1 protein-coding gene is annotated in these 557 nt (G+C 38.8%); it reads right to left on the reverse strand.

Going from position 1 to position 557, the window contains the following annotated elements:
* Window positions 1-545 (reverse strand): transposase (locus OK344_RS13425; protein WP_265145226.1); only part of this gene is annotated, 545 nt, incomplete at its 3' end.
* Between the last annotated feature and the right edge of the window lie 12 nt (window positions 546-557).

Genomic DNA, 557 nt, shown 5'->3' on the forward strand with positions numbered 1-557 from the left:
GTAAAAGGCTTGTGAATGCTGTAAATTTTATCGGCATCGTTTCTTTTTTGTGTGACAACCTTGGTGTACAATGTCATTAAATCTTTATAAAATTCTTGCTGTTCTGCATTAAAATTCCGCTGCAATTCACGAATCAGTCTCATGGCGATGGTTTTGAGCTGTCTTTGAGATTTCCTTGCCGCTTTTGCCCGCTTGGGATGTTTTCCGTTGTAGGTGTTGCGCACCATTTGTTTGCTGACTTTTGTGTAGCGTTGTCTTTGTTTTATGCCTTCATTTCCGGCTATTTTGTTGCAATAATCGATCACTTTTTTGCACAATTTTGCATCGGTAGGAAAAGAGGTATTATTCTCCTGAACGGTAGTATCGGACAAAACAAAATTTGAGGTGTTCGTCTTGGCATCGTGCATTCTTACGCTGTAGGCAAATATTTTTTCGATACCTTTTTCGCCAATTCTTTTTCGGAAATGAACAAAATTACTCGGGTCACAAGGAAATTCGTGTTCAAAGAAAACCCTGCCACAAAAATGCTGCATATAAGGATTCATGATCCAAGCTTT

Source organism: Kaistella yananensis (assembly GCF_026107505.2).
Taxonomy (GTDB): Bacteria; Bacteroidota; Bacteroidia; order Flavobacteriales; family Weeksellaceae; genus Kaistella; species Kaistella yananensis.